Annotated in this window: 22 protein-coding genes; 13 read left to right on the forward strand and 9 right to left on the reverse strand. The window is 52.5% G+C overall.

The window, feature by feature from the left end:
* The first annotated feature begins 3 nt into the window (after positions 1-3).
* The 6 genes from cyoB to D5398_RS04055 all read left to right on the forward strand — a co-directional run bounded on the left by cyoB (position 4) and on the right by D5398_RS04055 (position 6,846).
* Positions 4-1,995, forward strand: coding sequence for a cytochrome o ubiquinol oxidase subunit I (gene cyoB / locus D5398_RS04030; protein ID WP_120506431.1), 1,992 nt, complete (start codon positions 4-6; stop codon positions 1,993-1,995).
* A complete protein-coding gene (locus D5398_RS04035) occupies positions 1,985-2,599 on the forward strand; it encodes a cytochrome o ubiquinol oxidase subunit III (RefSeq protein ID WP_120133542.1) in 615 nt (204 codons plus the stop codon). The genes cyoB and D5398_RS04035 overlap by 11 nt, the downstream gene beginning before the upstream one ends.
* Positions 2,599-2,931, forward strand: a complete 333-nt coding sequence (locus D5398_RS04040; protein ID WP_013576648.1) for a cytochrome o ubiquinol oxidase subunit IV — start codon at positions 2,599-2,601, stop codon at positions 2,929-2,931. Before D5398_RS04035 ends, D5398_RS04040 begins: the two co-directional genes overlap by 1 nt.
* Positions 2,932-2,949: 18 nt before the next feature.
* On the forward strand, positions 2,950-3,834 hold the full coding sequence (cyoE, locus tag D5398_RS04045; protein WP_120506432.1) for a heme o synthase: 885 nt from the start codon (positions 2,950-2,952) through the stop codon (positions 3,832-3,834).
* 171 nt (positions 3,835-4,005) lie between these two features.
* Positions 4,006-5,370 (forward strand): MFS transporter, encoded by a 1,365-nt coding sequence (locus D5398_RS04050; protein ID WP_162940713.1) that lies wholly within the window; start codon positions 4,006-4,008, stop codon positions 5,368-5,370.
* A 177-nt stretch (positions 5,371-5,547) separates the two neighbouring features.
* A complete protein-coding gene (locus D5398_RS04055; protein ID WP_120506682.1) occupies positions 5,548-6,846 on the forward strand; it encodes a Gfo/Idh/MocA family protein in 1,299 nt (432 codons plus the stop codon).
* 166 nt (positions 6,847-7,012) lie between these two features.
* On the opposite strand, the gene D5398_RS04060 is transcribed toward D5398_RS04055, so the two are convergent.
* On the reverse strand, positions 7,013-7,504 hold the full coding sequence (locus D5398_RS04060) for a YajQ family cyclic di-GMP-binding protein (RefSeq protein WP_015698330.1): 492 nt from the start codon (positions 7,502-7,504) through the stop codon (positions 7,013-7,015).
* A gap of 240 nt (positions 7,505-7,744) precedes the next feature.
* On the opposite strand from D5398_RS04060, the gene panE reads away from it, so the two are divergent.
* Together panE and yajL are read left to right on the forward strand one after the other, a co-directional pair.
* A complete protein-coding gene (gene panE / locus D5398_RS04065) occupies positions 7,745-8,656 on the forward strand; it encodes a 2-dehydropantoate 2-reductase (RefSeq protein WP_120506433.1) in 912 nt (303 codons plus the stop codon).
* Positions 8,619-9,227, forward strand: coding sequence for a protein deglycase YajL (gene yajL, locus D5398_RS04070; RefSeq protein WP_120506434.1), 609 nt, complete (start codon positions 8,619-8,621; stop codon positions 9,225-9,227). The genes panE and yajL overlap by 38 nt, the downstream gene beginning before the upstream one ends.
* A gap of 83 nt (positions 9,228-9,310) precedes the next feature.
* Here the strand turns inward: yajL and thiI are convergent, their stop codons facing one another.
* Complete coding sequence (thiI, locus tag D5398_RS04075; protein WP_120506435.1) at positions 9,311-10,759, reverse strand: tRNA uracil 4-sulfurtransferase ThiI; 1,449 nt, start codon at positions 10,757-10,759, stop codon at positions 9,311-9,313.
* 276 nt (positions 10,760-11,035) lie between these two features.
* Here thiI and xseB point away from each other — a divergent pair, with 276 nt between their 5' ends.
* The 4 genes from xseB to D5398_RS04095 all read left to right on the forward strand — a co-directional run bounded on the left by xseB (position 11,036) and on the right by D5398_RS04095 (position 15,220).
* Complete coding sequence (xseB, locus tag D5398_RS04080) at positions 11,036-11,278, forward strand: exodeoxyribonuclease VII small subunit (protein ID WP_013576657.1); 243 nt, start codon at positions 11,036-11,038, stop codon at positions 11,276-11,278.
* Positions 11,279-11,284: 6 nt separating this feature from the next.
* Positions 11,285-12,214 carry a (2E,6E)-farnesyl diphosphate synthase gene (gene ispA / locus D5398_RS04085; RefSeq protein ID WP_120506436.1) on the forward strand — a complete coding sequence of 310 codons (930 nt, stop codon included), beginning with the start codon at positions 11,285-11,287 and terminating at the stop codon, positions 12,212-12,214.
* A gap of 18 nt (positions 12,215-12,232) precedes the next feature.
* Positions 12,233-14,095, forward strand: a complete 1,863-nt coding sequence (gene dxs, locus D5398_RS04090) for a 1-deoxy-D-xylulose-5-phosphate synthase (RefSeq protein ID WP_120506437.1) — start codon at positions 12,233-12,235, stop codon at positions 14,093-14,095.
* A gap of 150 nt (positions 14,096-14,245) precedes the next feature.
* Positions 14,246-15,220 (forward strand): aldo/keto reductase, encoded by a 975-nt coding sequence (locus D5398_RS04095; RefSeq protein WP_120506438.1) that lies wholly within the window; start codon positions 14,246-14,248, stop codon positions 15,218-15,220.
* A gap of 89 nt (positions 15,221-15,309) precedes the next feature.
* Here D5398_RS04095 and pgpA read toward each other — a convergent pair whose 3' ends face one another.
* The 6 genes from pgpA to nrdR form a co-directional block, all read right to left on the reverse strand.
* On the reverse strand, positions 15,310-15,804 hold the full coding sequence (gene pgpA, locus D5398_RS04100; protein WP_120506683.1) for a phosphatidylglycerophosphatase A: 495 nt from the start codon (positions 15,802-15,804) through the stop codon (positions 15,310-15,312).
* A 62-nt stretch (positions 15,805-15,866) separates the two neighbouring features.
* A complete protein-coding gene (thiL, locus tag D5398_RS04105) occupies positions 15,867-16,853 on the reverse strand; it encodes a thiamine-phosphate kinase (RefSeq protein WP_120506439.1) in 987 nt (328 codons plus the stop codon).
* A gap of 166 nt (positions 16,854-17,019) precedes the next feature.
* Complete coding sequence (nusB, locus tag D5398_RS04110) at positions 17,020-17,433, reverse strand: transcription antitermination factor NusB (protein ID WP_013576663.1); 414 nt, start codon at positions 17,431-17,433, stop codon at positions 17,020-17,022.
* Positions 17,434-17,453: 20 nt separating this feature from the next.
* Positions 17,454-17,924, reverse strand: coding sequence for a 6,7-dimethyl-8-ribityllumazine synthase (gene ribH, locus D5398_RS04115; RefSeq protein WP_095924936.1), 471 nt, complete (start codon positions 17,922-17,924; stop codon positions 17,454-17,456).
* A 124-nt stretch (positions 17,925-18,048) separates the two neighbouring features.
* Positions 18,049-19,203: a bifunctional diaminohydroxyphosphoribosylaminopyrimidine deaminase/5-amino-6-(5-phosphoribosylamino)uracil reductase RibD gene (gene ribD, locus D5398_RS04120; protein WP_120506440.1), complete on the reverse strand. Its 1,155-nt coding sequence runs from the start codon at positions 19,201-19,203 to the stop codon at positions 18,049-18,051.
* Between the two features lie 9 nt (positions 19,204-19,212).
* On the reverse strand, positions 19,213-19,662 hold the full coding sequence (gene nrdR / locus D5398_RS04125; protein ID WP_120133550.1) for a transcriptional regulator NrdR: 450 nt from the start codon (positions 19,660-19,662) through the stop codon (positions 19,213-19,215).
* 160 nt (positions 19,663-19,822) lie between these two features.
* On the opposite strand from nrdR, the gene D5398_RS04130 reads away from it, so the two are divergent.
* The gene (locus D5398_RS04130; protein ID WP_120506441.1) at positions 19,823-20,398 is read left to right on the forward strand and encodes a DUF3251 domain-containing protein; all 576 of its coding nucleotides are present in this window, start codon (positions 19,823-19,825) and stop codon (positions 20,396-20,398) included.
* Positions 20,399-20,476: 78 nt separating this feature from the next.
* Here the strand turns inward: D5398_RS04130 and secF are convergent, their stop codons facing one another.
* A complete protein-coding gene (secF, locus tag D5398_RS04135; RefSeq protein ID WP_217151631.1) occupies positions 20,477-21,388 on the reverse strand; it encodes a protein translocase subunit SecF in 912 nt (303 codons plus the stop codon).
* Between the last annotated feature and the right edge of the window lie 44 nt (positions 21,389-21,432).

Raw genomic sequence — 21,432 nt, forward strand, 5'->3', positions numbered from 1 at the left:
ACGATGTTCGGAAAATTAACGCTTGATTCGGTTCCGTATCATGAACCGATTATCATGGTCACAGTTGCCGCGATTATCATCGGTGGCCTGGCAGTAGTTGCCGGCATCACCTATTTCGGTAAGTGGAAGTATCTGTGGTCCGAGTGGCTGACCTCCGTCGACCACAAAAAATTAGGTATCATGTATATCATTCTGGCCTTCGTCATGCTGTTGCGTGGCTTTGCCGATGCCATCATGATGCGTAGCCAGCAGGTTCTTGCTTCCGCAGGCGAACCGGGCTTCCTGCCCCCTCATCACTACGACCAAATCTTTACCGCGCATGGCGTAATCATGATCTTCTTCATGGCGATGCCTTTCGTAATCGGTCTGATGAACGTGGTTGTTCCTTTGCAAATCGGTGCGCGCGACGTTGCGTTCCCGTTCCTGAACAACGTGAGCTTCTGGTTTACCGCCGCTGCTGTCGTGCTTATCAACATCTCTCTGGGTGTCGGTGAGTTCGCACAAACCGGTTGGTTGGCCTATCCGCCACTGTCAGGTAAGGAATACAGTCCGGGGGTCGGGGTAGATTACTGGATCTGGAGTCTCCAGATATCCGGTATTGGTACCTTGCTGACCGGTGTTAACTTCTTTGCGACCATCCTGAAGATGCGCGCACCTGGTATGCCGCTGATGAAAATGCCGGTATTTACCTGGGCCGCACTGTGCACCAACGTGTTGATTATCGTGTCCTTCCCGATTCTGACCGTGACCATTGCACTGCTGACTTTAGACCGTTATCTGGGCACCCATTTCTTCACGAATGATATGGGCGGCAACATGATGATGTACATCAACCTGATTTGGGCCTGGGGCCATCCGGAAGTGTACATTTTGGTTCTGCCAGTATTTGGTGTGTTCTCGGAAGTTACCGCAACCTTCTCCAAAAAACGTCTGTTCGGTTACACCTCGCTGGTATGGGCAACCATCGCCATCACCGTGTTGTCGTTCGTCGTTTGGCTGCACCACTTCTTCACCATGGGTTCAGGCGCTAACGTCAATGCCTTCTTCGGCATCATGACGATGATCATTTCTATCCCGACTGGGGTAAAAATCTTCAACTGGCTGTTCACCATGTATCAGGGCCGTATCACGCTCAATGCCGCGATGCTGTGGACCGTTGGCTTCATTGTCACCTTCTCTGTAGGTGGTATGACCGGCGTACTGCTGGCAGTTCCCGGTGCTGACTTCGTGCTGCACAACAGTCTGTTCCTGATTGCCCACTTCCATAACGTTATCATCGGTGGTGTGGTCTTCGGTTGCTTCGCAGGTCTGACTTACTGGTTCCCTAAATCCTTCGGCTTCACGCTGAACGAAAAATGGGGTGTGCGTTCATTCTGGTTCTGGATCATCGGCTTCTTCGTTGCGTTCATGCCACTGTATGCACTGGGCTTCATGGGTATGACCCGTCGCGTCAGCCAGAATATCGATCCTGAGTTCCACCCGCTGCTGGTTGTTGCGGCATGCGGTGCAGCGCTGATTGCTATCGGTATCCTCTGCCAGCTGATCATGATCTTCGTCTCTGTTCGCGACCGCGACCAGAACCGTGATCTGACCGGTGACCCTTGGGGTGCTCGTACTCTAGAGTGGTCAACCTCTTCTCCTCCTCCGTTCTACAACTTCGCTATCGTGCCGCAAATTCACGACCGTGATGAGTTCTGGGACATGAAAGAGAAAGGTACCGCTTACAAACAGCCTGCTAAATATGAACCGATTCATATGCCACGTAACAGCGGCGCCGGTTTCATCATCGCTATGCTGAGTCTGGTTTGTGGTTTCGCATTAATCTGGGATATCTGGTGGCTGGCTGCAGTAACCTTCATTGCCCTGGCCGGGACCTGGATTGCGAAAAGCTTCGACGAAGATGTTGATTACTACGTGCCAGTTGAAGAAGTGGAACGTATTGAAAACCAACATTATGAACAAATCCGTAAAGCAGGTGTGAAACATGGCAACTGATACTCTGACTCACCACGATGAGGCCCATGCTGAGCATGGGCACCACGATGCAGGTGCAACCAAAGTCTTCGGCTTCTGGATCTACCTGATGAGTGACTGCATCCTGTTTGCGAGCCTGTTCGCAACGTATGCGGTACTGGTAAACGGGACCGCTGGCGGTCCCTCTGGTAAAGACATTTTTGAACTGCCGTTCGTGCTGGTAGAAACGTTCTGCCTGCTGTTCAGTAGTATCACTTACGGCTTTGCAATGCTGGCCATGAACAAGGGAAACACAGCTGGCGTTAAAGGCTGGTTGTTCCTGACATTCCTGTTCGGTTTAGGCTTCATCGGGATGGAACTCTATGAATTCCATCACCTGATTGCTGAAGGCTTTGGCCCGCAGCGCAGTGGTTTCCTGTCTGGCTTCTTTGCGCTGGTCGCGACCCATGGTCTGCACGTGACCTGTGGTCTGATTTGGATCCTGACCATGATGGTTCAGGTTTCTCGTCGCGGTCTGACTGAAGTTAACAAAACCCGTCTGATGTGTCTGAGCCTGTTCTGGCACTTCCTGGACGTGGTGTGGATCTGCGTGTTTACCGTTGTTTATCTGATGGGAGCGATGTAATGAGTCATTCTGCTACTTCCCATGGTGGCGCAAGCCACGGCAGCCTGAAGTCATACGCTATTGGCTTCATCTTGTCGGTTATCCTGACGGTGATCCCGTTTGCCATGGTCATGACCGACACGGCATCACATTCACTGATCCTGGGTACCGTGGTTGCCTCCGCAATCATCCAGATCGTTGTCCATCTGGTGTTCTTCCTGCACATGAATACGTCGTCGGAAGAGCGCTGGAACCTGGTGGCACTTCTGTTCACCGCTGTGATTATCTTTATCGTCGTTGTGGGCTCATTGTGGATTATGTATAACCTCAACCTCAATATGATGGTCAGTTAAAGAGCCGAGCTGCACGTGATGATTAAGCAATACCTGCAAGTAACGAAACCAGGAATTATTTTCGGCAACTTAATTTCTGTCATCGGGGGATTCCTCCTTGCTGCCAAAGGCAGCATCGACTTCCCACTCTTTCTCGCCACTTTGGTGGGTGTTTCGCTGGTTGTCGCATCGGGTTGTGTATTTAACAACTTTATTGACCGCGACATCGACCGGATCATGGAAAGAACGAAGAACCGGGTCCTGGTGAAAGGGCTTATTCCGCCGAAAACAAGCCTAGTTTACGCGACCATTCTGGGTATTGCGGGCTTTGCGTTGTTGTATATCGGAGCAAATCCGCTGGCGATGTGGCTGGCAGTGATGGGCTTTGTGGTTTATGTCGGCGTTTACAGCCTGTACATGAAACGCAACTCGGTATACGGCACGTTGATCGGCAGCTTGTCTGGCGCAGCGCCACCGGTTATCGGTTACTGCGCCGTTTCAGGCCAGTTCGATACCGGTGCCCTGATCCTGCTTCTGATCTTCAGCCTGTGGCAGATGCCGCATTCGTACGCGATTGCCATCTTCCGCTTTAAAGATTATCAGGCAGCAGGCATCCCGGTTCTGCCAGTGGTGAAAGGCATCTCCGTCGCCAAGCATCATATTATCGTCTACATTCTGGCGTTTATGATTGCGACGCTGATGCTGACCCTGAGCGGTTACGCAGGTTATAAATACCTGGTTGTTGCCGCCGCTGTCAGTATCTGGTGGCTGGGCATGGCACTGAAGGGTTACAAGACGGAAAACGACGTGGTGTGGGCGAGAAAACTGTTTGGTTTCTCCATCATCACCATCATGTCACTGAGCTTCATGATGTCCGTGGATTTTAATTCTGCACCGGCATCGATGCTGACCTACGTTTGGTAACACATAATTCAGTGTAATGCTCTGAAATCATAGCGAAAGGCCAGTAGCAATACTGGCCTTTTCTTTTGCTCTGTCTGTCAGGCAAATCCCGTAATATCTGTTAAAGATCCATCGTTTTACCCAGGCCGGCTTAATCATTAAACTGTCGGATTGTTATTTTGAGGTAGTAATGTGAACGATAACCAGATGACCCCGCAGGAAAGCCGGGCTACATGGGGACTAGGGACTGTATTTTCTTTGCGCATGCTTGGCATGTTCATGGTTCTGCCGGTGCTTACCACCTATGGCATGAAACTCTCGGGCGCTAGCGAAACACTGATCGGCATCGCCATCGGTATTTACGGACTGTCACAGGCCGTTTTCCAGATCCCCTTTGGACTGCTTTCTGACCGCGTTGGCCGCAAACCACTGATCGTCTTTGGTCTGGTCATCTTCTGCATCGGCAGCATTGTGGCTGCTTCAACCGAATCTATCTGGGGTGTGATCATTGGTCGTGCCCTGCAAGGCTCAGGCGCTATTGCCGCCGCCGTAATGGCTCTGCTTTCTGACCTGACCCGCGAACAAAACCGCACCAAAGCGATGGCGTTTATTGGCATCAGTTTTGGCATTACCTTTGCAATTGCGATGGTGCTCGGCCCGATCATCACTCACGCCTGGGGCTTACATGCCCTGTTCTGGGCGATCGCAGTACTGACCATTCTCGGCATCATAATCACCCTTGCCGTGGTGCCCTCCCCTGCTACTCATGTTCTTAATCGTGAATCGAGCATGGTGAAAGGCAGTTTCGGTAAAGTGCTGAGCAACGCCAAACTGCTGAAACTTAACTTCGGGATTATGTGTCTGCACATATTGCTGATGTCGAGTTTTGTGGTGTTACCGCAGGTGATGGAACATGCCGGATTCCCGCCGAGTGAACACTGGCGCGTTTATCTGGTGACCATGCTGACCTCTTTTGTCGCTGTCATTCCGATCATTATCTATGCCGAGAAAAAACGCCACATGAAACAGGTGTTCATGGGTTGCGTCGCGGTATTGCTGCTGGCAGAAATCGTGCTGTGGTCGGCAGGACTGCATTTATGGGCAGTGATTGCCGGTATCCAGTTATTCTTCCTGGCGTTCAACGTGATGGAAGCGATTCTGCCCTCGCTTATCAGTAAAGAATCGCCTGCGGGCTATAAAGGCACCGCGATGGGACTTTACTCCACCAGCCAGTTTATCGGTGTGGCGATTGGCGGCAGCTTAGGCGGTTATGTTTACGGACACGTGGGAGCCGGTGCAGTATTTCTGGTCTGTGCGGCCATTGCCGTGGTTTGGCTGTTGGTCAGCTCTACCATGACCGAACCGCCTTACGTCAGCAGCCTGCGCATTACGTTGTCGGAGCTGGCAGTGAAAGATTCCGCACTTCAGGCACGTATCCTCGCGCAGCCTGGCGTGGCAGAAGCTGTGGTTGTCCCGGAAGAATTCAGCGCCTACGTGAAGGTCGATACTAAGCAAACCAACCGTAAAGCCCTCGAACAACTGGTCAGCGCTGCCTGACGCTCTTCTGAGCTCTCCTGAAAAACACGCTGTGCCTGCAAAGTGGCACAGCGTTTCATTTTTATTCCCGCTGCGTGACCCCCCTCACTTAAAAAACCCCAATAATCATTATCCTCAAGAATTCCTTAACAAAAATTTTTGTCAGTGATGACGGCTTTCGGGCCTTTTGAGGATCTCATGAAAACATATGCTCTCGTGGGCACCGGCGGTCGCTCGGGTTTATACATTGAAGCGATCACCGGCAAGTACCGCCACAACGCTAAATTTGTGGCCTTCTGTGACACAAACCAGACGCGAATGGATTACGCAAACCGCCAGTTAGAGCAGAGCGGCATACGCCGGGTACCGACCTGGAAAGCCGCTGATTTCAATACGATGCTCGATGAAACTAAGCCGGATATCGTGATTGTCACCAGCATGGACCGCACGCACGACGATTACATCGTCCGCGCCCTGCACGCCGGTTGTGACGTCATTACTGAAAAGCCGATGACCATCGATGAACAGCGCGCGCTGCGTATTCTGGATGCCGTGGACGCCACGGGTTATCAGGTTCGCGTGGCTTTCAACTATCGCTATGCGCCACATCACAGCAAACTGCGTGAACTGCTGATGCAGGAAACCATCGGCGAAGTGCTGTCTGTGCATTTTGAATGGTTGCTCAATACCGAACATGGCGCAGATTATTTCCGTCGCTGGCACCGCGAAAAACGCAATTCCGGCGGTTTGCTGGTGCACAAATCCACCCACCATTTCGACCTGATGAACTTCTGGCTAAACAGTACGCCCGAGAAAGTGTATGCCCAGGGCGACCTGCGTTTTTACGGCAGAGAGAATGCAGAGAAGCGCGGCGTGACCGGATCCTATCCGCGTGCACATGGCTATCCGCAGGCAACTAAGGATCCTTTTGCATTGCACATGGAGGACAGCGCCCAGCTCAAAGCGCTGTATCTGGATGCTGAGCATGAAGATAACTATTTCCGTGACCAGAGTGTATTCAGCGACGGCATCAACATTGAAGATACGCTGTCGGTGCTGGTGAAATACCAGAATAAGGTTCAGCTGACCTATTCGCTGAATGCGTATCTGCCATGGGAAGGTCTAAATGTGGTGTTCAACGGTACCAAAGGCCGCATTGAGATGAAAATAGTCGAGATGTCTTACGTGAATGCCGGTGGCAAACGTGAAAACGAAGGCAGTATTGAGAAGGCAGAAATCACGGTTTACCCGTTATTTGCAGAACCCTGGAAAGCAGAATTCCAGCTGGGAGAAGGCGGTCACGGCGGTGGCGATAATGCCATGCTGGAAGACTTATTCGGCGAGCGTAAAGACGATCCGTTAAAACGTGCCGCCGATCACCGCGCCGGAGCGATGTCGATCCTCACCGGGATTGCCGGAAATCTCTCGATGCAGTACGACAAACCGGTTTACTTTAAAGACTTTGAACTGGTGAAAAGACTGCGCCAGCCGAAGTAACTGCCATAAAAAAGGGACGCAATGCGTCCCAATCTTAATGGCAAAGAGCCAAGTAATTTGAGCTGCAGGAAGGCGGCAAATGAAGGAACCCGATGAGCTTACTGGAGTAAGTGATTCGGGTTACTGAATGCAGCCAACGCATTTGCAGTTCAAAGAACGACGGCTATTAATCTCTGAAGTTTTTGAACTGGAAGGGCTGGCCCAGATCACCTTTTTTAACCAGTGCCATCACGGCTTGCAAATCATCACGCGCTTTGCCGGTGACGCGAACTTCATCGCCCTGCACCTGCGCCTGCACTTTGATTTTACTGTCTTTGATCAGCTTGACGATTTTCTTCGCCAGCGCGGATTCAATACCAGAATGCAGTTTGGCGTCCACGCTGTAGGTTTTACCGCTGTGCTCCATCTGCTCAGGAATTTCCAGCGCTCCGCCTTCAATACCACGTTTGGCTAGCTTCTCACGCAGAATATCGACCAGCTGATTGACCTGAAAGTCAGATTCACTGGCCACTTTGATACTCTCGTTTTTCTCGTTGAGATCGAAGCTGGCCGGAATGTTACGGAAATCCCAGCGGGTTTGCAGTTCACGGCTGGCATTTTCCACGGCATTGCGCACTTCCTGCATGTCGATTTCGGAAACAATGTCAAAAGACGGCATAATCGCTTCTCCCTGTAGTTTTTGTATTGCACGTAATATGGCGTGCATAATACCGCCTTCAACCGTCGATGCCAAACAACAGCAAAGCACCGAACATAAAATGCTCCGATGGTCAAAAAGTGCAGGTGGAAATGTGATGTACAGCACGAATGTCTATACTAATAAGATAACCGGACAGCAGAATATTCTTTCTACAGCCGATTTAGCGGGCGTAATTTGCCCCACATCCCGGGAGGCATAATGAAAATAACAGTATTGGGTTGCGGTGCACTGGGACAACTTTGGCTTTCAACCCTTTATCAGCAAGGTCACGACGTTCAGGGATGGATCCGTATCCCTCAGCCTTTTTGCGCCGTTAACGTCATCTCCCCAGAAGGCATTGCTTTTAACCGCAACATGACGACTAACGATCCGGAACATCTCGCGCAGAGTGAATTACTGCTGGTCACGCTGAAAGCATGGCAGGTTTCCGGCGCGGTCAGCACATTGATGCCGATGCTTAATGATAATTGCGCAATTTTACTGCTGCATAACGGCATGGGTACCGTCGATGAATTACCGGCTAACCGGCTGGCAATTTTACAGGGCGCAACGACCCATGCGGCGCGTCATGAAGGTAATTCGATTGTCCATGTGGCGACGGGAGCGACACACATCGGGCCGGTGACGCCGCGCGGAGCGGCGCTCAGTTCGCTGGCGGATACGCTGCATAATGCCTTACCGGATGTCGCCTGGCATGACAACATTAAGCCATCGCTGTGGAATAAACTGGCGGTGAACTGCGTCATCAATCCGCTGACGGCGCTGTATAATTGTACCAATGGTGACCTGCTGGCGTATGCCGACCAGATCGAGCAAATCAGTCAGGAAGTCGCGCAGGTCATGGCCATTGAGGGCGTCGAAATTCACAGAGATTCGCTGCTCAGCTTCGTCTATCAGGTGATTGAATCGACTTCCGCCAACCATTCGTCGATGTTGCAGGATATCCGCAACCAGCGTCATACCGAAATTGATTACATTACCGGCTATCTTCTGCGTCGCGGGCGCAAATTCGGTCTGACACTGCCGATCAATACCCGCTTATTTGAACAGATTAAGAGAAAGGAAAACGATTATGAGCGCGTCAGTTCTGGTCTGCCTGGCACCTGGTAGCGAAGAAATAGAAGCCGTTACCGCGATTGATTTGCTGGTGCGGGCAGGCATTAACGTCACCACTGCCAGCGTCGCGGGGGATGGCAATCTGGAAATCCGCTGCTCGCGCGGCGTGCGTATTCTGGCGGATGTTGCACTGGTGGATGTCGCAGATGATGACCATGACGTGATTGTGTTGCCCGGCGGCCTTGGCGGCGCGACCTGTTTCAGCGAAAGTCCGCTGCTGGTGGAAAAAGTCCGTCAGATGCATGTCAGCGGCAAAATTGTTGCTGCTATCTGTGCTGCGCCCGCACTGGTGCTGGAATACCATGACCTATTCCCGGTCGGCAATATGACCGGTTTCCCTGGCCTGAGGGATAAAATCGATCCAAATAAATGGTCAGATCGCCGGGTAATTTTCGATCCTCGCGTGAATCTGCTCACCAGCCAGGGGCCGGGAACGTCCATGGAGTTCGCCCTGAAGATTATCGATCTGCTGCTGGGAAAAACCAAAGCCGCAGAGATTGCCGCGCAGCTGGTGCTTGCACCGGGAATTTATAACTACACCGATGAAGGCGCACGGGAATCCTGAGCCACAAGATACTCAGAATAATTCGATCAAAAAAAGGGGCTCAGCATTGCTGAACCCCATTATTTTGGCTGACGCTAAAAAAACTATGGGCGATAAACTTTTACGTTATCAAAGCCCTGTTCTTTCAGATAAAGCGCCTGCAAACGGCTCATGACACCTCGGTCGCAATACAGCAGATAGGTTTTGCTCTGGTCAAGTGAGCCAAACTGAGTCGCCAGCTTGTAGAAAGCTAACGGCTTCACTTCAACGTTTTCCAATGCCAGCGGCTGCGCTTCCACTTCGTCAGGCGCACGCACATCCAGCACGATATCAGTTGAAGTAAACTCCGCCACGGTTTCGACTTCCGGTACCACTTCTGCGGCCTGCGTGGCGATTTCGCGAATATCAACATTACGCGCTTCGCTGACCACTTTGTCCAGAATGTCGAAATCGAACATCGCTTCTTCGGCTTCGATCTTGGCTTTCACCGCTTTCACTGTCGGACTTTTCGAAATCACGCCGCAATATTCCGGCATGGTTTTCGCAAAATCTTCGGTACCGATTTCACGTGCAATCTTGATGATGTGCTCTTTATCGTGAGAAATCAGCGGACGCAGGATCAGCGTGTCGGAAACGTTGTCGATCAGACGCAGGTTAGTCAGCGTCTGGCTGGAAACCTGCCCCAGCGCTTCGCCGGTGACCAGCGCCTGCACGCCGTAACGCTCAGCAATGGAAGAGGCCGCACGTACCATCATGCGTTTGAGCACCACGCCCATCTGACCATCTTCGATTTTTTCAAGTATTTCACCGACAACCGGCTCGAAATCTACCGCAATGAAGCGCACACGGTGCGAGCTGCCAAAACGGTTCCACAGATAATGCGCCACCTGTTTCACGCCGATTTCGTGCGCTGCACCGCCAAGATTAAAGAAGCAGTAATGCACACGACAACCGCGACGCATCAGCATATAACTGGATACGCCGGAATCGAAACCGCCGGAAATCAGCGAAAGCACATCTTCCTGCGTGCCAATCGGATAACCACCCTGACCCTCCAGGCGGCTTTTCACCAGCACCAGCTTATCGTCGTTGATTTCCAGTTTCACCGTAACCTGCGGATCCTTCAGGCTGACCTTCGCCGATTCAATGTGCTGATTCAGACCGCCGCCGACGTAACGTTCCACTTCAGTAGAGGTGAAGTCATGTGTGCCACGACGTTTAACACGCACGCAGAAGGTTTTGCCTTCCACTTCAGAACGATAAGCTTCAAGGGTTTGCTCGAAAATGCTGTGAACGTCGGTGTAAGGACGGTCTTCGACTTCTTCAACATAACGGATACCCGGAATGCGGCAGAGCAATTCCTGGATCAGGTCGTGTTTACTTTCGTCTTTGCTGCGAACTTCGATATGATCCCAGTGACGGACTACCGCCAGCGTCTCATCATGCGGCCGCACAACGTTGCGGATGCTGCTTGAGAGGATCTTAATGAAGCGCAAACGCACAGATTGGCTCTTGATGGTGATTTCAGGGAACAATTTAATGATAAACTTCATGGCAGTCTTTTGTTAGCGGGTGAAAAATCGGGGTAGTAAGTCGCTGAATAAGGATCTAGGATCCTATTATTGCTAAGCCAGATGTTCGATATGTGTCACATTAGGCTTAGCAATAATATCTGCGGCGCAGAGTATATCACTTAAAATGGGTACTCTGTGCACAAAACCCTGCAGCTGATGTCATGCTGAACAGGAATGTCTCTTGAGGCCGAGCGCTGACTCTGCCGCCTCAGTACTTCGATCATCCATTCTGATCAACGATATTAAAAGAGAATTATGCCAAAAAAATCTGCACCACCTGCCAATTTTGAAACGGCTCTGGCCGAACTGGAACAGATCGTTTCCCGCCTCGAATCAGGCGAGTTGCCTCTGGAAGATGCACTCAATGAATTTGAGCAAGGCGTTCAGCTGGCACGTCAGGGGCAGCAAAAGCTGCAACAGGCAGAACAACGTGTTCAGATCCTGCTCGACAGCGACAATGATGCTCCGCTGACCCCGTTCACCCCAGAAGCCGAGTAACAGGTCATGTCTGAAGCGATTTCCCTTTCCAGTGCTGACGGATTTACGCATGAGCTGCGCGCGAAGCAAAAGCGCGTCGATGAAGTCTTAACGGCGTATGTCAACGCGCAGCCGCTGGCCGATTTACCGCTGGTTGAAGCGATGCGCTACGGCGCGCTGCTCGGCGGTAAACGCCTGCGTCCGTATCTGGTCTACGCCAGCGGCCAGTTGTTCAGCCTGGATTTGAAGAATCTTGATGCCCCTGCGGCGGCCGTGGAATGTATCCACGCGTATTCTCTGATCCATGATGATTTACCGGCGATGGACGACGACGATTTACGCCGTGGTCAGCCGACCTGCCACATAAAATTTGGCGAAGCCAATGCGATTCTGGCGGGCGACGCGTTACAGACGCTGGCGTTCTCAATTCTGGCTGACAGTGAAATGCCGGACGTCGCAGTAAAAGATCGTCTGGCGATGATTTCCGAACTGGCCGGCGCCAGCGGCGCCAGCGGCATGTGCGGCGGTCAGGCTCTGGATTTAGCGGCGGAAGGCCAGCAGGTCAGCCTGGAAGCACTGGAAAAAATTCACCGCCATAAAACCGGCGCGCTGATCCGCGCCGCCGTGCGCATGGGCGCCCTGGCTGCCGGCGAAACCGGACGTGCCGTTTTGCCTATACTGGATAACTACGCGCAGGCCATTGGCTTAGCGTTTCAGGTCCAGGACGATATTCTGGATGTGATTGGCGACACCGCCACGCTCGGCAAACGTCAGGGCGCTGACCAGCAGCTCGGAAAAAGTACCTACCCTGCCCTGCTGGGGTTGGACGGTGCAAAGGCCAAGGCCATGGATCTGTATCAGGAAGCCGTCTCCGCACTGGATCAGCTGGCTGCACTTTCTTACAACACAGCGCCACTTCTCGCGTTAGCCAGCTTTATCATTGAACGCGATAATTAAACTTACTATGAGCAACTGATGAGTCTTGAATTAGCCAAATACCCGACACTGGCGCTGGCGGAGAATCCTGAAGATCTCCGCTCACTCCCTAAAGAGAGTCTGCCTAAGCTCTGCGATGAGCTGCGTCAATATTTATTGGCCAGCGTCAGCCAGTCCAGCGGACACTTTGCGTCCGGTCTGGGGACGGTGGAACTGACCGTTGCGATGCATTATGTCTACAATACGCCATTCGACCACGTTGTCTGGGATGTCGGCCATCAGGCCTATCCGCATAAAATTCTGACCGGCCGCCGTGATCGTATCTCGACCATCCGCCAGAAAGGCGGTTTGCACCCGTTCCCATGGCGCGGCGAAAGCGAATACGACACGTTGTCCGTGGGTCACTCATCGACATCCATCAGCGCAGGTCTGGGTATGGCCGTTGCCGCTGAACGTGAAGGCAAGGGCCGCCGCACCGTCTGTGTGATTGGCGATGGCGCGATCACTGCCGGTATGGCGTTTGAAGCGATGAACCATGCGGGCGATATCAAACCCGACATGCTGGTTATCCTCAACGACAACGAAATGTCGATTTCTGAAAACGTCGGGGCGCTGAATAATCATCTGGCACAGCTGTTGTCCGGCAAACTGTATTCTCGTCTGCGTGAAGGCGGCAAGAAAGTTCTGTCCGGTCTGCCACCGATTAAAGAACTGGTGCGACGTACCGAAGAACACCTGAAAGGCATGATGGTGCCGGGCACGCTGTTTGAAGAACTGGGCTTTAACTATATTGGGCCGGTAGACGGTCACGACGTGGTGGCACTGACGCAAACGCTGAAAAACATGCGTGGCCTGAAAGGCCCGCAATTGCTGCACATCATGACCAAAAAAGGCAAAGGCTACGAGCCGGCCGAAAAAGATCCGATTAGCTTCCATGCAGTTCCGAAGTTCGATCCGGCTTCCGGCACGCTGCCGAAAAGCAAAGAAGGCCTTCCGACCTATTCGAAGATCTTCGGTGACTGGTTGTGCGAAACCGCGGCTAAAGACAGCAAGCTGATGGCTGTTACGCCCGCAATGCGTGAAGGTTCGGGTATGGTGCGTTTCTCCCGCGAATATCCGCAGCAGTATTTCGATGTGGCGATTGCCGAACAACACGCGGTGACGTTTGCCGCGGGCCTCGCAATTGGCGGATACAAGCCGATCGTCGCGATCTACTCGACGTTCCTGCAACGCGCTTACGATCAGGTGATCCACGACGTGGCGATCCAGAATCTGCCGGTGTTGTTTGCCATCGACCGCGGCGGTATTGTCGGCGCTGACGGACAAACCCATCAGGGTGCATTCGATCTTTCTTTCCTGCGCTGCATTCCGAACATGACCATCATGACGCCAAGCGACGAAAACGAATGTCGCCAGATGCTGCATACCGGATATCACCATAATAGCGGCCCGGTCGCTGTGCGTTATCCGCGCGGTAGCGGAACGGGTGCAGCCTGTGAACCTCTGGCATCACTGCCAATCGGTAAAGCCGTTGTGCGTCGCGAAGGCGAGAAAGTCGCCATCCTTAACTTCGGGACATTGCTGCCGGAAGCCCTGGCCGCGGCAGAGAAACGCAACGCCACCGTCGTGGATATGCGCTTTGTAAAACCGCTGGATGAAGCATTGATCCAGGAACTGGCTGCCAGCCATGAAGTACTGGTCACCCTGGAAGAAAACGCCATTATGGGCGGTGCGGGCAGTGGCGTGAATGAACTGCTGATGTCCAAACGTATTCTGGTACCGGTACTGAATATCGGTCTGGCGGACAATTTTATTCCACAAGGCACCCAGGACGAAATCCGTCACGATATCGGGCTGGATGCCGAAGGCATCGACCGTCAGATAATTGACTGGCTGGCCTGATTTCCCTCCCCTCTTTCCGTCTGAAAGAGGGGGGTTTCCTTCCCCGCTCCCTTCTTTATCACGCGTCCATCCTGTTCTGTGAGCTACAGTTATAGCGTGCTAATCATTTTTACGGCCTCTGAAATCAACTTGTATTTACCAGGAGATATCATGCAATACACCACGTTAGGAAAAACCGGTCTGAACGTCTCACGCCTGTGTCTTGGCTGTATGACGTTTGGTGAACCGGATCGCGGAACCCATGCCTGGACACTGCCAGAAGAAAGCAGCCGACCGATTATCCAACAGGCACTTGACGCCGGTATCAATTTCTTCGATACCGCCAATAGTTATTCCGACGGCAGCAGTGAAGAAATCGTTGGCCGCGCCCTGAAGGACTTTGCCAGACGCGATGAAATTGTTGTCGCCACCAAAGTCTACAACGCGGTGACGGGACTGAAGCAGGGACTCTCCCGTGCCTCAATTATGCAATCCATCGACGACAGTCTGCGCCGCCTTGGCATGGAGTATGTCGATCTGTTGCAAATCCATCGCTGGGATTACGAAACGCCGATTGAAGAGACGCTTGAAGCGCTGAATGACGTCGTTAAAGCCGGTAAAGCGCGGTTCATTGGTGCTTCGTCCATGCATGCGCATCAGTTCAAACAGGCACTCGATGTCTGTGCGCAAAACGGCTGGGCGAGCTTTGTGTCGATGCAGGATCAATACAATCTGATCCAGCGTGAAGAAGAAAATGAAATGTACCCGCTGTGTCTGGAAAGAAATATCGCCGTGCTGCCGTGGAGCCCGCTGGCGCGCGGCAAATTAACCCGCCCCTGGGGAGAAACTACTGCACGTTCAGTTTCTGATAATTTTGCCAAAACGCTGTATGACGCCACCGATGAAGCGGACGGTAGAATCGCTGAACGCGTGGGCAAAATCGCGGAAGATCACGGTGTGCCGCGTGCGCAGATCGCACTGGCGTGGATCCTGAGCAAACACGTCGTCACAGCTCCGATCATCGGTGCTTCGCGCCCTGCGCATCTTGAAGATGCCGTTGCTGCGCTGGAGATTAAACTTTCCATTGAAGAAATCGCTGAACTGGAAATGGCCTACGTGCCGCACGAAGCCACCGGTTTCAAATAATATGAAGTGAATTGAACTCATTGAGAGTCATAAAAAAGGCGTTGTCAGGGGAAACCCGGCAACGCCTTTTTACTGATATTCGAAACAGATCAGAACAGGCCAGTTGGCCAATGATGCCCGACCAGATAGATGATCGCCGCACCCAACACACCCGCGACAACATCGTCGATCATGATGCCCATTCCACCCTGAACGTTGCGGTCAAACCAGCGGATCGGCCAGGGTTTCCAGATATCCAAAACGCGGAAAACGATAAACCCGATCAGCACCCAGCGCCAGTCGTTTACCGGGATCGCCATCAGCGTGATCCACATACCGACAAATTCATCCCACACGATACTGCCGTGGTCATGAACCCGCATGTCCCGCGCCGTCTGGCGGCACAGGTACACGCCGATACAGATGCTGAACATGACGATCATGGAATACACCTGCCACGGCAGGTAAGTCATGACAATCCAGAACGGGATCGCGGCGATGGAGCCCGCGGTACCAGGCCCGACAGGGAATAAACCACTGCCAAAACCGGTGGCCAGCAAGTGCCACGGATTACGCAAATTTAAACGCTTTTTAGCCGCAGCCATATCCTGCACCGGATCACCGGTTTTGCCTTTATACCCAGCCGGGCGTTTTTTTCGGCCAATATTCACAGTAATTCCTCTGCGGCAAAGTGATCAAATCCCTGCCATTCAAGTTCTACCGGCGCGCCTGAACGCAAAAATTTAATCCCTTCAGAAAGCGGCGCAATCTGCCCGATACAGGTGAAATCAACGCCCAGATGACTCAGTGCCACATCCAGCGCACCACGGTTGATTTCCGGCACGGTGAAGCACAGCTCGTAGTCTTCCCCGCCGGTCAGTGCCCATCTCAGAGCCTGTTCCGGATCCGCCACCTGATTCATAGCTGGGGAGAAAGGGATCGCATCGAGATCAAGACGCGCGCCGCATTCGCTGGCATTCAGTATATGTTTGAGATCAGAAATCAGTCCGTCGGAGAGATCGATAGCGGATGTCGCTAAATCACGCAGAGCCTGCCCCTGCAACACACGCGGCGAAGGCCGCAGATGGCGTTTAAGCAGGAATTCGCGGGTGTCAGTATCTGCGACATTCAGCTGTTCCAGCAGAATGGCGAGCCCCGCCGCGCTGTCACCGAGCGTACCAGTCACGAAGATCCAGTCACCGATGCCTGCACCGGAACGGGTTAAGGCACGCCCTGCGGGCACCAGCCCCTGAATGGTTAACGTCATGCTCAGCGGACCGCGGGTGGTGTCGCCGCCAATCAGCTGCATGCCGTAATAATTAAGTTGTTCAAACAGACTGTCGCTGAATGCCTGCAACCAGTCGGTGTTCACTTCCGGCAACGTCAGTGCCAGAGATACCCAGGCAGGATCGGCGCCCATCGCGGCCAGATCACTGAGGTTTACCGCCAGGGCTTTGTATCCCAGATCGGCCGGAGCAATTGTTTTTAGAAAATGGATGCCTTCGACCAGAGTGTCGGTACTGACTGCTAATAACTGCTTTTCGCCAACCGTCAGTAAGGCACAATCATCTCCAATGCCTAAATGAACGTCCTGCCGGGCGGTTCTGAAACGGTTAAAGTAGCGAGTGATTACATCAAATTCGCCGCATGACATAGTACATTTCCAAATCGTTAGAATGACTTAAGGCCGGAAATCCGGCCTTAAGAGGGGTGTCACATAAAAGATAAACCAGGTGACATCACCAGATTATCAACAGAGACGGTAAACAGACGAAAATGACTGTCGCCATTTGTGACTGAAGCCGACACTTTTTTGATGATCATTTTTTACGAATATGCGGGCCTGCTTTATCCAGCACACCGTTGACGAACTTATGGCTATCTTCTGCACCAAAAGTTTTCGCCAGTTCAATGGCTTCGTTGATCGCCACTTTGTAAGGGACGTCCTGGCGTTTGCTCAACTCAAACAGAGCCAGACGCAAAATCGCTCTTTCCACCTGGCCCAGTTCATCCAGCTGACGGGACAGGTATGGCGCCATCAGTGCATCGAGTTTCTCAGCACTGTTTGCTACACCAGCCAGCAGTTCGCGGAAATAGGCAATGTCTACGTCTTTGACATCCTGCTCGGTCAGGAATTCTAATTCAACATCGGCGATGTCATTTTTCGACAACTGCCAGGAGTAAAGCGCCTGAACGGCACATTCACGGGCGCGGCGACGAGCAGCAGGTTTCACGGATTTCCCCTTAACTAGATTCAGGCCTTAATAGCCTTGATAACATTAATCATTTCAAGCGCGGTCAGTGCAGCTTCTGCACCTTTGTTACCGGCTTTTGTCCCTGCGCGTTCGATGGCTTGTTCAATGCTTTCTGTCGTCAGCACGCCAAAGGCAACCGGGATTTCGCTGTTCATTGCAACGCTGGACAGGCCAGAGCTGCATTCGCCCGCTACAAATTCAAAGTGGGCTGTGCCCCCGCGGATCACGGTGCCGAGTGCAACAACCGCGTCAAATTTACCGCTTTCAGCCAGAGCACGGGTTGCCAGAGGCAATTCGTATGCGCCCGGGACCCAGACTACGGTGATGTTGTCATCGCTGACCTGACCAATACGTTTCAACGCATCAACAGCACCGGAAAGCAGGCTGTCATTGATAAAGTTGTTAAAACGAGCAATCGCGATCGCTACGCGCGCGTTAGGCGTGGCTACAACACCTTCGATAACGTTCATAGTTTTCCTTAAAGTGGGTTCAGGAGTTTCTCAACCCCAGCCGCAGGGGGGCGGATTCTATCATAAAATTCCCCTGTCTGGACATGCGCTTTTAACGTCATTCCTTCAGGGACGAGTAAAATTATCAGTACACCGGTTTCAGGCGTAAACGTAAGTCAGGGCCAATCTGGCGGATATCGCTGAAAGCAAACTCCGGTGCATCAGCCAGATGTTGTAAACCGGGCAACTCACAGAGTGCTCGCCCATTATTACCCAATAACTTAGGAGCCATATAAACGATTAATTCATCAACCAGACCCGCTTGTAATAAGGCACCGGCCAGCTGCGCGCCCGCTTCCACCCAGATGGAGTTTATCTGGCGTTTTGCCAGCTGCATCATCAGCAGAACCAGGTCAATACGGTTATCGCGCCCGGCCACACGCCATTGTTCAACGGCCTCAGGCCAGGCGTGTGAATCGGTCTCAAGACGCGCCAGCAAGACTTGACCGGGAATATTCACCAGCTGATGCTGTGGCGTTACGCGATTCTGGCTGTCGAGAATAATGCGCAGCGGCTGACGCAGATTTCCCTCGGGATAAATCGCCTGCACTTCACTGCCCAGTTCACTCCAGCGCACATTCAGCGAAGGATTATCTGCCAGCACCGTTGCACTGGTGCTCAAAATGGCTGAGCTTTCAGCGCGAAAACGCTGCACATCCGCACGGGCTGCAGCGGAAGTGATCCACTGACTTTCTCCGGAAGCCATCGCCGTTCTGCCATCCAGCGACGCGCCCATTTTTAGCTGTACGTAAGGGAAACCGGTGCGCATTCGTTTGAGAAAACCGAGGTTTACGGCTTCTGCCTGGGAATGCATCAGCCCGTGGCTGACGTCAATATCGTTCTGCTTAAGGCGGTATAAACCGCGACCGGCTACTTCCGGATTAGGATCCTGCATTGCGGCAACTACGCGGGCGACACCGGCGGCCAGCAACGCATCGGCGCAAGGCGGTGTGCGTCCATGATGGCTGCAAGGCTCAAGGGTAACGTAAGCTGTCGCACCACGGGCTTTTTCACCGGCCATGCGTAAAGCATGCACTTCCGCATGGGGCTCACCGGCACGCAAATGGAAGCCTTCGCCGACAATCTCGCCATTCAATACAATGACGCAGCCGACATTGGGATTAGGCGTCGTCGTAAAACGTCCGAGGCGCGCCAGTTCGAAGGCACGCGCCATATAGCGTTCATCAGCAGGTAATTCATCAGAAAGATTTTGAACAGACGATATTTTATCAGGCAGCATCAGCTTTCCTTAGTCCTGAAGACGAGCGATCTCTTCACCAAATTCACGGATATCTTCAAAGCTGCGGTAAACCGACGCGAAGCGAATATAAGCGACTTTATCCAGCCCTTTCAGGGCGTCCATCACCAGATTGCCGATCATTGTGGCCGGGATTTCACGTTCACCTGTGGCACGCAGCTGTGACTTAATATGACTGATGGCCGTTTCGACATCATCAGAGCTGACCGGGCGTTTTTCCAGCGCTTTCAGAAAACCACCGCGAAGCTTGTCTTCGTTGAAAGGTTCGCGAACTTCATTGCTCTTAATGACACGCGGCATCACCAGTTCAGCCACTTCAAATGTGGTGAAACGCTCATGGCACACCAGGCACTGACGGCGACGGCGAACCTGCGATCCATCGCCTACCAGACGGGAATCGATGACTTTAGTATCAACAGCGGCACAAAATGGGCAATGCATAGCACTTCCTGATCGCGAACTCAATTGGACATTAGTTTAACCCGAAGTGTGCCGACAACAAAGGCTGTCGCTACTTTCATAGACATCGGGTTAAACTTAGCTATCTATATTGGTGCCCGGACGGAATGTTTCAACGGGCAGATGAAAGGAAGTCTCTGATATGACGAAACACCCGCGACTTTTACTGGCCTGTGCCGCGTTATTCAGCCTGGCGGGCTGCGCGAAGCAAAATCCCCAGATGCCCGAACTGAAAACGGAGGTCGGCCAGCTGAATCAAAAACTTCAACGGCTGACGGATCTGGCCACTGCACTGGAGCAGCAAACCACGCTCAACCGTCAGTCAACGAACGGTGTGTATTTGTTACCGGCAGCGAAAAGTGCCGCGTTGCTGAAAAGTGATATCGGCCAGCTGGAAGTTCAGCTGATCCGCGTTGCACCGGATGCCACAGGCGTTCAGGCCGTGCTTGAAATCAAAAACACGTCCGGTCAGCCATTGCCGCCGTTTACGGCTTCTTTAAGCTGGGGACAACTGGATCCGGTCACCGGCAAACCGCTGACCGTCGATATGCAAACCCAGACAATTACCGTCGAGCCAGATTTATTGCCGGGACCGGTGAAAACCGTCGAGGTGAAGTTTAATCAGGTGACTGTCGACACACTGGGTTTTGTTCACATGCATAATATTGTGGCGACGCAGCAAACTCCGCCAGTCGTAGCGCCTGCTGTAACAAAGTAGCGTAGCAAATTGCAGACGAAAAAAACCCCGCAGTGCGGGGTTTTTGTTTTCTATGTCGGTCATTAAACCATCGGCAAATTATGGAAGAATCGAAGGCTGATCTGCGCCCTCTTTTTCCACTTTCTGCTGCAACATGTGTTCACGCTTCATGCCCAGTTTCAGAGCCAGCGCAGACGCCACGTAGATTGACGAAACAGTACCAATCGACACACCAATCAGCATGGTCAGTGAGAAGCCTTCCAGCAACGCACCACCAAAGATATAGAGCATCAATACCACCATCAGCGTGGTTGCTGAGGTCATAATGGTACGGCTTAACGTCTGGGTCAGGGACACGTTCATGATTTCGTAAGAGTTCCCGCGACGAATTTTGCGGAAGTTTTCACGAATACGGTCCGATACCACGATGGAGTCATTCAGCGAGTAGCCGATAACCGACATCAGGGACGCGATGATGGTCAGGTCAATTTCGATCCTGAACAGTGACAACACGCCCATGGTGATAATAACGTCGTGCGCCAGTGCGATAACCGCACCCAGCGCCAGTCGCCATTCAAAGCGGAATCCGACGTAAACCAGGATACTAATCAGCGCAATCAGCAGCGCCATGCCGCCTGCCTGCGCCAAATCATTACCCACGCTCGGACCCACAAATTCGACACGTTTCACGGTGGCATTTTTGTCGATATCCGCGTTCACCAGAGTGAGGACTTTATTCCCCAGCTCCTGACCCGCATTCCCGGATACAGGTGGAAGGCGAACCATCACGTCGCGGCTGCTACCGAAGTTTTGAACAACAGGATCCTTGAATCCTGCTTTCTCCAGATCGGCACGCATGTCGTCGAGGTTTACGGGCTGGCTAAGGCTGATTTCGATGACGGTACCGCCAGTGAAATCCAGACCCCAGTTGAATCCGCGAACACCCATAATCGCGACGGAAGCGATAAACAACAGGCCTGAAATACAGAAGGCCACGTTGTCCCAGCGCATAAAGTCGATGACTTTACGGCCGTAGTTTAGTTGTTCAACAGTAT

Origin of the sequence: Rahnella bruchi, from assembly GCF_003614975.1 — a bacterium.
Classification (GTDB): Bacteria; Pseudomonadota; Gammaproteobacteria; order Enterobacterales; family Enterobacteriaceae; genus Rahnella; species Rahnella bruchi.

Bases quoted from the DNA above. Each gene is read 5' to 3' on its own strand.
- ispA (WP_120506436.1), top strand. From the start codon at position 11,285: ATGTCTGAAGCGATTTCCCTTTCCAGTGCTGACGGATTTACGCATGAG.
- cyoB (WP_120506431.1), top strand. From the start codon at position 4: ATGTTCGGAAAATTAACGCTTGATTCGGTTCCGTATCATGAACCGATT.
- secF (WP_217151631.1), bottom strand. From the start codon at position 21,388: ATGCGCTGGGACAACGTGGCCTTCTGTATTTCAGGCCTGTTGTTTATC.
- D5398_RS04055 (WP_120506682.1), top strand. From the start codon at position 5,548: ATGAAAACATATGCTCTCGTGGGCACCGGCGGTCGCTCGGGTTTATAC.
- yajL (WP_120506434.1), top strand. From the start codon at position 8,619: ATGAGCGCGTCAGTTCTGGTCTGCCTGGCACCTGGTAGCGAAGAAATA.
- ribD (WP_120506440.1), bottom strand. From the start codon at position 19,203: ATGCTGCCTGATAAAATATCGTCTGTTCAAAATCTTTCTGATGAATTA.
- thiL (WP_120506439.1), bottom strand. From the start codon at position 16,853: ATGTCATGCGGCGAATTTGATGTAATCACTCGCTACTTTAACCGTTTC.
- pgpA (WP_120506683.1), bottom strand. From the start codon at position 15,804: ATGGCTGCGGCTAAAAAGCGTTTAAATTTGCGTAATCCGTGGCACTTG.
- ribH (WP_095924936.1), bottom strand. From the start codon at position 17,924: ATGAACGTTATCGAAGGTGTTGTAGCCACGCCTAACGCGCGCGTAGCG.
- D5398_RS04095 (WP_120506438.1), top strand. From the start codon at position 14,246: ATGCAATACACCACGTTAGGAAAAACCGGTCTGAACGTCTCACGCCTG.
- nrdR (WP_120133550.1), bottom strand. From the start codon at position 19,662: ATGCATTGCCCATTTTGTGCCGCTGTTGATACTAAAGTCATCGATTCC.
- thiI (WP_120506435.1), bottom strand. From the start codon at position 10,759: ATGAAGTTTATCATTAAATTGTTCCCTGAAATCACCATCAAGAGCCAA.
- dxs (WP_120506437.1), top strand. From the start codon at position 12,233: ATGAGTCTTGAATTAGCCAAATACCCGACACTGGCGCTGGCGGAGAAT.
- D5398_RS04035 (WP_120133542.1), top strand. From the start codon at position 1,985: ATGGCAACTGATACTCTGACTCACCACGATGAGGCCCATGCTGAGCAT.
- panE (WP_120506433.1), top strand. From the start codon at position 7,745: ATGAAAATAACAGTATTGGGTTGCGGTGCACTGGGACAACTTTGGCTT.
- cyoE (WP_120506432.1), top strand. From the start codon at position 2,950: ATGATTAAGCAATACCTGCAAGTAACGAAACCAGGAATTATTTTCGGC.
- D5398_RS04040 (WP_013576648.1), top strand. From the start codon at position 2,599: ATGAGTCATTCTGCTACTTCCCATGGTGGCGCAAGCCACGGCAGCCTG.
- D5398_RS04060 (WP_015698330.1), bottom strand. From the start codon at position 7,504: ATGCCGTCTTTTGACATTGTTTCCGAAATCGACATGCAGGAAGTGCGC.
- D5398_RS04130 (WP_120506441.1), top strand. From the start codon at position 19,823: ATGACGAAACACCCGCGACTTTTACTGGCCTGTGCCGCGTTATTCAGC.
- xseB (WP_013576657.1), top strand. From the start codon at position 11,036: ATGCCAAAAAAATCTGCACCACCTGCCAATTTTGAAACGGCTCTGGCC.